Raw genomic sequence first — 8368 nt, 5'->3', positions numbered from 1 at the left:
GATGGGACGCCGTATGACGGGAAACTGTCACGTACGGTGTTAGGTGGGGGAAAAGGTGGAGATGATATCAAAGCTTTACCTATCACGCACATCAAGTACACGGTGTACTCGTTGTTTATATTTGCCGAGAATTTCATGGTGAACTTGTATGCGATCAAAGTGAATCGAAAGAATTACGCTTCTTTCCGCTTGATGAGTTACCTAGTAATCTCCCTTCTGTTATTGAGAGGATTATTACAGATTATCTAAAAAAATAAGGGAACGCTTAACGTTCCCTCTCAAATCCAATCCGTTTTTTAATTTCTGCTAAATTTATCTTCGCAATAGCGCGTGCCTTCTCAGCACCGTTTTCCAACGCTTCATATAATAAATTCGTTTCATTCATATACATAGTGTATTTCTCACGAGGTCCAGCTAACTCACGATCTACAACGCGAAACAACTCTTTTTTCACATCGCCCCATCCGATTCCAGTCTCATATTTTTCACGTAATGACTGTACTTCGTCTTCTGTCGCAAATTCTTTATAAATTGTAAATAAGGTTTCTAGTTCTTTCGGTTCATTTGGAAGTGAAGAATCTGTTTTGATTTTAAATATTAATTTTCGTAGTTTTTCTTGCTTTGCAAATAATGGGATCACATTTCCGTAACTTTTACTCATCTTCCTTCCGTCAAGACCAGGTAAAATAGCTCCTTCTTCTTGTATAACATACTCTGGAAGTGTAAATGCCGTGCCAAATGTATGATTAAAATAAGTCGCAATATCACGCGCAATTTCAATATGCTGAATTTGGTCTTTTCCAACTGGTACATGAGTAGCTTGAAATAATAATATGTCAGCTGCCATTAAAATCGGGTACGTGTATAACCCCATATTCACTCCCGCATCGACCTCTAACCCTGCTTCTTTATTTTGTTCCACCTTCGCTTTATACGCATGAGCACGGTTCATAAGACCTTTCGGAGTTAGGCAAGCTAAAATCCAAGCTAATTCTAGAATCTCTGGCACTTCTGTTTGTCGATAAAAAATAACATCTTCTCCAATTCCAAGTGATAACCAAGTAGCTGCTACCTCTTTCGTATAACTGCTGAACTTTTCTGAATCATGCACAGCATTTAATGCATGATAATCAGCTATAAAGTACAATGCTTTTCCTTCATTATTCTTTGACATTTGTAATGCAGGTTTAATCGCACCAATATAATTTCCTAAATGCGGATAACCTGTCGGCTTAATTCCTGTTAACATTATTTTTTCACTCACACTAACTCCCCCTTTCTCAAAATAAAAAGAGCCCCTCATCCTAAAAAAAGGACGAGAGACTCCCGCGGTACCACCTTAATTAGCTATCATTAGCTCACTTCATACTTCAATAACGTGAAGTAACCGTCTTTACCTACTCATTTCAGTTAGAAGCTCTAGAGCCCATTCCATATTCATCCCTTACTGATTCTCACCACATATCAGCTCTCTGAAAAGTTTCGAATATGTACTCTTCTCTTTCATTGCTTTTTCGTTATTTTTTACAGTTTATCACATTTCGCTTCCAAACAAACCCGATTTTTCTATTTTATATAGCAGGAATTTCCACTTCTATTGTCTAATGTTATATAGGTTTGCAGAAATATTCGAAACAACTTTGGAGGTTTTTTCATGGTAAAATATATATCCATTTTAGGTTCCACAGGATCTATCGGCACATCTGCATTAGATGTCGTTTCAGCTCATCCTGAACATTTTAAAATTGTCGGTTTAACCGCAAATTATAATATCGATCTTCTTGAGCAACAAATCAAAACATTTCAACCTCGCATTGTAAGCGTTGCGACAAAAGACTTAGCAGACACGCTTCGTACGCGTATTTCAGCGAATACAAAAATCACATACGGAACTGATGGCTTAATTGCGGTAGCTACTCACCCTGATTCAAATCTTGTATTAAGTTCTGTTGTCGGAGTTTCCGGACTACTTCCAACGATTGAAGCATTAAAGGTGAAGAAAGATATTGCCATCGCTAATAAAGAAACGTTAGTTGCAGCTGGACATATCGTAACTGAACTAGCGCAACAAAACGGATGTCGCTTAATTCCAGTAGATAGCGAACATTCAGCTATTTTCCAATGTTTAAACGGAGAAAATAATAAAGAAATTGACAAATTAATTGTTACAGCTTCTGGCGGTGCATTCCGTGATAAAACACGTGAAGAAATGAAAACTTTACAAGCAAAAGATGCTTTAAAGCACCCAAACTGGTTAATGGGCGCAAAACTAACGATTGATTCTGCCACATTAATGAATAAAGGGTTTGAAGTAATGGAAGCGAGATGGCTATTTGATATTCCGTATGAAAAAATTGATGTAATGATTCATAAAGAAAGTATCATTCATTCTTTAGTAGAATTTATTGATGGATCAGTTATGGCACAGCTCGGTGCTCCTGATATGAGAATGCCGATTCAATATGCGTTTCACTATCCTACTCGGCTACCTTCTTCCTATGAAAAATTAAATTTATTAGAAATCGGTAGTTTACATTTTGAAAAACCAGATTTAGAGAAGTTCCCTTGCCTACAATACGCATATGAATGTGGCAAAATCGGTGGTACTACTCCCGCTGTATTAAATGCAGCAAACGAAATTGCGAATGCACTATTCTTAAAAAATGAAATTGTCTTTTTCGATATTGAAAAAACAATTTACAAAACAGTTGAAGCTCATCATAACGTAAAAGATCCTTCACTAGATGCTATATTAGAAGCGGATCAATGGGCGCGCCAATATGCAAATGAATTGTTAATAAAAAAGAGCTAAAACAGATACTACTGTTTTAGCTCTTTTTTCACGTATTCAACTTAACAAATCTATAACCGTGCGTCACTAACACTTTTAATATCGCATATCCTGGAATGGCTAAAATAATGCCCATAATCCCGAATAAGTTTCCGGCAGTTAAAATGATAAAAATGATAGTAATCGGATGAATGTCTAACTTTTTCCCCATAACTTGTGGAGAAATAAATTTACCTTCTGCTAATTGTACAACCATCATAACAATAATTACTTTTAACACCATTGCTGGCGAGTCGATAAATGCGATAATTAACGCTGGTGTAATCGCGATAATTGGGCCTACGTACGGAACGATATTTACAATCATCGCTAAAATTGCAAGTAGTACCGCATATTTTATACCGATAATAAGGTAACCGATTAATAGCATAATACCGATAAACAAGCTCACGATAATTTGCCCTCTAATATACGAGCTAATCGCATAGTGCATATCATCTAGTATTCTCATTGCTGCTGGTTGTCTTTGCTCTGAAATGAACTTTAAGAAGTGATTCGGCAATTGTTCGCCATCTTTTAAAAGATAGAACAATATAAATGGAACCATTACAAATGTTAAAACAACCTCTGTAATAGTACTCAAAAATCCAGTTACATTCCCAGTTACTGATGATAATGACTTTGTAAAATCAACTGTATAGTCTTTTACCATATTCGCAACATTAATATTTAAATTCTCCTGAATTTTACCGAGTAAATTACTTTCCCCGAATCTACGTGCTGCTTGTTCAATCTCATGGCCAAAATACGGTAAGTTATCAATTAATGCATCAATTTGATCTTTAATAATAGGGATAACCGTTACAACTAAAAATACAAATAATCCTAGTACGATTAAATATATAGAAGCTATCGATACGATTCTTGAAACACCTTTCTTTTCTAAAAGCGAAACGAATGGATGTAAAATATAGAATAGTACGCCTGCTAATAGTACTGGGAAGAAAATTGTTTTTAAAAATACGATAAACGGTGTAAAAACAAATGATATTTTTGTTAGCAATAAAATATTAATGAACAATAACGCAAATCCAAGTAATACCGCCAAATAATTTTGTTCTCTAAAAAACTTTCTTAACTTATCTCTTTTTCTTATATTTATTTTCTCCAATGAAACCACCTCTTCGAATGATGAAAAGCCCTTATTCAGGGCTCTTCATCATAATCTATATATCTATTTCTTTGCAGCTTTCACTACAAATGATACAATAAAAATTAACACGATTGCACCTAATAATGCTGGCACGACATGAATCCCACCAAATGATGGCCCAAAGGATCCAAATAATCTACCACCTAACGAAGCACCTAATAAACCTGCGATAATATTTCCGAACATACCACCTGGGAAATTTTTACCCGTTATAGAACTAGCAATTGCACCTATAATAGCACCAACTAAAAATGTGATAATCCATCCCACTTTTAGTCCTCCATTTCTATTATAGTTTGTATGATTTAATACAAACATATGTATTTATCATTGCTAATCATATTTCACTATAGAAATATATTTACTACTATTTTACATATGGAGATACATATATTATATGCAAAAAAGAAAAATATTGTCAAACTCACCCATAAAGCAATTATATTTATATACCATATTTAAAGGAGGCTTCATTATCTATGATTCTTAAGTTAAATTCCACTTCTTTTGAAGTAGCAACATCCATTTTACAGGTTCAAATTCCAGCTTATAAAGTTGAAGCAGACTACTTAAATAGTACTGCCATACCTCGTTTATATGATACTGTAAACGATATTCAAAGTTGTGTTGAAACATTCTATGGATATTTTTCTGAAAATAAACTTGTCGGTTTTATTTCTTTTGTACAAGAAGAAAAACTAATCGATATCCACAGGTTAGTTGTATCCCCCGATTTTTTTCAAAAAGGAATCGCAACGAAACTCCTAATTTATATATTTAACATGTTTCCCTCTTCAATGACATACATTGTACAAACAGGTAAAGCGAATACCCCTGCTATTACTTTATATAAAAAACACGGATTCATTACAGTATCAGATACAATACTTCCTGACGGTATGATTCTTACACAATTAAAAAAGACAGAATACACAAAATAATTTGACTTGTTTGCTCCTTTATGTTATTTTTTACTTTATAAAACCTTTTGCTGAGTCCAAATTTTGGAGCGGGGGAACCATTTTTGTAGCTATGCTACTTGGGGCGAATCTTTTTTAAGTAGGGAAACTCTCACTTCCCGAGTCCGACAGCTAACCTCGTAAGCGTAATGGGAGAGGAAGGTGCTTTTTGCCTATGTTACACATTTTGCCTCCTTAATTATAAATATGGGATCGATATCAAATAGTCACCTATATTTATAGAAAAGGAGAATGTATTATGTTACGTTTATCTGATCACGCAATAAAAATGATGGAGCAAAGACTCCGAATTGAAAAACAACGCACATATCAAGCAAATAAAGTTGTAGATAACTTACATCACAAATACTTCTTTCAGCATATTTTTCAACCGAAAAGATAAAGTAAATGTTTATTTAATATTAAAAAACACAAGGTGTGTCTTACAAAGGCATTCCTTGTGTTTTTTATATTCTTTATAAAATTCTCACTACATTTAAGCTTGCTGTAATGGCACCTGCTATAGTAGTCACATGCCCTACACCTAACGGGCCATTTTGTAATATTAATGTTGAATTGGCACTCGTCACATTCACAAGAAGTGTATTTGAAATGGCTGGTTCGATTACTACAGTTGATGTCGTTACGTTTTGTATAAAACTCCCTGTTAGTTGCGTTCCATTTAATAGCAACCTAACAGATATTGTCTCATTCCCACCAGTCGCGTCCCCTTGGAAATAGTAGCTTACTAAATATATTCCTGGTGTGGATACTGTGACAGTTGTAGCACTAGTTAAAGATACACCAGTTCCATATACAGTGGATCCAGAATTAATTGGGATGTTGGCATTTGCTGCAATTGTACTTGTTGAGGTAGAGAAGAAATAGCGGCCACCTGTTGAAATGGCAGACGATCCAGTTGCACCGGTTAAGCCGGTTGGGCCCGTAGCACCTGTTGGGCCTGTTACTCCCGTTCCCCCTGTTGATCCTGTTATTCCTTGGATTCCTGTCGGTCCTGTTGCACCAGTCGCTCCTGTCGCTCCTGTTGCGCCGGTTGCTCCCGTCACACCTTGTGGGCCTTGAATTCCTTGGATTCCTTGTGGGCCTGTTATTCCAGTCACTCCGGTTGCTCCCGTTGGACCCGTTATCCCTTGCGAACCTTGAATTCCTTGGATTCCTTGTGGACCTGTTACTCCCGTAGAGCCGGTCGCTCCTGTTGGGCCTGTTACTCCTTGTGGACCTTGAATTCCTTGAGGGCCTATTACACCTGTTATCCCCCTTATTCCACTTATACCTTGAGGTCCTTGTATTCCAGTAGAACCAGGCGGGCCAGTTACACCTTGTATCCCTTGATCACCTTGGTGCCCTTGCTCTCCAGTAATTCCTCGTATTCCTTGTGGACCTTCTTCTCCTTGTATACCTGTAGTTCCGTCCTCCCCTTGTATTCCTTGCGCCCCTTGAGGACCTTGAGGGCCCGTTACACCTGATATTCCGGTTACACCTATTTCTCCCTGCATTCCTTGTGCACCCGTTTCCCCTCGCTCACCTATTTCTCCTTGTATTCCTTGGGCGCCCTGTATACCTTGACTACCAGCAGGGCCTGTAATTCCTTGTATTCCTTGCATACCTTGTAATCCAATATCGCCAACAGGACCTTGCTCTCCAATTAATCCTTGAGGACCTTGTAAGCCGACCGGACCTGTAATTCCTTGCTCTCCAGTATCACCAACGGGACCTTGTATCCCTTGAGCTCCTGTTGTCCCTCGTGGACCTTGTATTCCCCTGATACCTTGAGGGCCTTGTGGACCAGTTGCTCCTGTAGGCCCAGTAATTCCCGGGGGTCCAACCGGACCTTCATGCCCTCCAGTTGGACCAGTTGGACCACTATTACCCGTCGGACCCGTTGCTCCTATAAGCGGAAGAGGCAGTGCCACTCCAAATTTTTTGCACTTTCTATGATGACGCACAACAATCCCCCTCCCCAAAAATAATTACACTTTTTATATGAAATGCATTTTTATAAGAAAAGTACATCTCTGACCTTATTTTTTTAAAAATAAAGAAGCCTATCATTTCATCTATTTGAAATGATAGGCTTCTTTTATAAAAAACACTTTACTTTCTAACTTTAATAATAAAAGTAGTCGGCACCATTCTAGCTTTATATAAAGAATAATACTTCGTAGAAGGCATCGCTAGTTCTTCATCAAACGTGCTATACGGTTCAGGTTCTTCTATTCTCTCAATTGTAAAGCCTGCTCTATTTAACTCATTTATATATGTACTTATTTTTCTCTTATATAATTTCGCTTGTACATTTTCTCCTTTAAATGTTTCAAACGTAATGGACGTTTCCTCATGATAAGAAGACTTTATAGCAACTTCTTCTGTACCATACTGTAAATTTGAATATACTGGGTGCTCCCAACTAAAAATAAAACTTCCTCCTGGCTTTACATACGAATAAATCAGTTCCAACGTTTTTCTTAAATCCGAAGTCCAATTTAATGCATAAATAGAATATACAATATCAAAATACCCTTTCGGAATATTCAATTCCTCTTCCATTTCTCCCCATACTAACTTTGGATCCCAACTCTTTAACGTTTCATTCGCTATTTCAATTTGTGCACTTGAAAGATCAAGCCCCAATATCAAGAACTTTTTTATTTCTGATTGAATCTCATCTTCAGACGCTGTATATTGGGCATATTTAGGTAAACAATCAACTTGAAAGATAATAAGGTGCAACTGTATCCCAACACTTTTTATTTATAGCTAGCATTTGTGTACCTTTCATATCATTCCCCCCATCCATTTTTCTTTCTCTAATATTACTTACATACCATAACCAGATCGCCCTTTTCTCTTCGCCCGGTAGTTTTTCACTTTTGCAATCGTACCGCACGCTCTTCCTCCTTCTTCTCCAGCATACATACCGCACCATCTTTTACTTCCATTTCGCGAATGATCATAAAATACCCAGCGACAATCTGGACATGCTTTTAACCTTCCCCACACATTTTCTTGAATTGACATTAACACAATACTTAACACTTTTGTATACACATTCTCTTCATATACTGGTTCATATGTAATACCTTTCATATCATCCTTTATATGTACATGAAATGGGTATTTCTCTAACCACTTTTGCAATGATTCTCCGCCTTCAATTGCCACCCGAATATCTTCTCGAAAACTTTTTAGTTCCTCTATCGTATAAAATGGAAGCTCTTCATGAAAATATTTATTCATAAATTGCTTTATATCATCTTCGGTCTGCAACAAATCAACTGCTTCTCTCGTATCATTTGGTATTTTCCATTTATTTAAAAATTCTCGAATATATTCTAGTTCATTTGGTGCATTTTGATTCAATTCCATCCACCTTCTTCTTAAAAT

Annotated in this window: 8 protein-coding genes, 3 pseudogenes, 1 riboswitch and 1 other annotated feature; of the genes and pseudogenes, 4 read left to right on the top strand and 7 right to left on the bottom strand. The window is 36.8% G+C overall.

Annotation, left to right across the window (positions count from 1 at the left end; genetic code table 11):
* Positions 1-92: 92 nt before the first annotated feature.
* Positions 93-257: pseudogene (locus MR169_RS19450) on the top strand (NUDIX hydrolase); the annotation flags it as partial.
* An 8-nt stretch (positions 258-265) separates the two neighbouring features.
* Here the strand turns inward: MR169_RS19450 and MR169_RS19445 are convergent.
* The gene (locus MR169_RS19445; RefSeq protein ID WP_001290884.1) at positions 266-1264 is read right to left on the bottom strand and encodes a tryptophan--tRNA ligase; all 999 of its coding nucleotides are present in this window, start codon (positions 1262-1264) and stop codon (positions 266-268) included.
* A 44-nt stretch (positions 1265-1308) separates the two neighbouring features.
* Positions 1309-1516, bottom strand: a binding site (T-box leader).
* Positions 1517-1654: 138 nt separating this feature from the next.
* On the opposite strand from MR169_RS19445, the gene MR169_RS19440 reads away from it, so the two are divergent.
* Positions 1655-2812 carry a 1-deoxy-D-xylulose-5-phosphate reductoisomerase gene (locus MR169_RS19440; RefSeq protein WP_000241797.1) on the top strand — a complete coding sequence of 386 codons (1158 nt, stop codon included), beginning with the start codon at positions 1655-1657 and terminating at the stop codon, positions 2810-2812.
* A gap of 28 nt (positions 2813-2840) precedes the next feature.
* Here the strand turns inward: MR169_RS19440 and MR169_RS19435 are convergent, their stop codons facing one another.
* Both MR169_RS19435 and MR169_RS19430 read right to left on the bottom strand, forming a co-directional pair.
* Positions 2841-3962: an AI-2E family transporter gene (locus MR169_RS19435; protein ID WP_000411480.1), complete on the bottom strand. Its 1122-nt coding sequence runs from the start codon at positions 3960-3962 to the stop codon at positions 2841-2843.
* Between the two features lie 63 nt (positions 3963-4025).
* A complete protein-coding gene (locus MR169_RS19430) occupies positions 4026-4274 on the bottom strand; it encodes a GlsB/YeaQ/YmgE family stress response membrane protein (RefSeq protein WP_000539714.1) in 249 nt (82 codons plus the stop codon).
* Positions 4275-4483: 209 nt separating this feature from the next.
* On the opposite strand from MR169_RS19430, the gene MR169_RS19425 reads away from it, so the two are divergent.
* Both MR169_RS19425 and MR169_RS19420 read left to right on the top strand, forming a co-directional pair.
* Positions 4484-4945 (top strand): GNAT family N-acetyltransferase, encoded by a 462-nt coding sequence (locus MR169_RS19425; protein ID WP_000601232.1) that lies wholly within the window; start codon positions 4484-4486, stop codon positions 4943-4945.
* 38 nt (positions 4946-4983) lie between these two features.
* A riboswitch (cyclic di-AMP (ydaO/yuaA leader) is annotated at positions 4984-5126 on the top strand.
* Between the two features lie 96 nt (positions 5127-5222).
* Positions 5223-5366 carry a hypothetical protein gene (locus MR169_RS19420; RefSeq protein WP_000945243.1) on the top strand — a complete coding sequence of 48 codons (144 nt, stop codon included), beginning with the start codon at positions 5223-5225 and terminating at the stop codon, positions 5364-5366.
* Positions 5367-5439: 73 nt separating this feature from the next.
* Here MR169_RS19420 and MR169_RS19415 read toward each other — a convergent pair whose 3' ends face one another.
* The 4 genes and pseudogenes from MR169_RS19415 to MR169_RS19405 all read right to left on the bottom strand — a co-directional run bounded on the left by MR169_RS19415 (position 5440) and on the right by MR169_RS19405 (position 8344).
* A complete protein-coding gene (locus tag MR169_RS19415) occupies positions 5440-6930 on the bottom strand; it encodes a collagen-like protein (protein WP_242319863.1) in 1491 nt (496 codons plus the stop codon).
* Between the two features lie 148 nt (positions 6931-7078).
* A pseudogene (locus MR169_RS19410) lies at positions 7079-7615 on the bottom strand (class I SAM-dependent methyltransferase); the annotation flags it as partial.
* Between the two features lie 30 nt (positions 7616-7645).
* Positions 7646-7763: pseudogene (locus MR169_RS28505) on the bottom strand (class I SAM-dependent methyltransferase); the annotation flags it as partial.
* 38 nt (positions 7764-7801) lie between these two features.
* Positions 7802-8344, bottom strand: coding sequence for a CGNR zinc finger domain-containing protein (locus MR169_RS19405; RefSeq protein ID WP_001072924.1), 543 nt, complete (start codon positions 8342-8344; stop codon positions 7802-7804).
* Between the last annotated feature and the right edge of the window lie 24 nt (positions 8345-8368).

Source organism: Bacillus cereus group sp. BfR-BA-01349 (assembly GCF_022663795.1).
Taxonomy (GTDB): Bacteria; Bacillota; Bacilli; order Bacillales; family Bacillaceae_G; genus Bacillus_A; species Bacillus_A cereus.
Note: the sequence above shows the minus strand (reverse complement) of the source record. Positions and strands in the feature narration are given on the sequence as shown.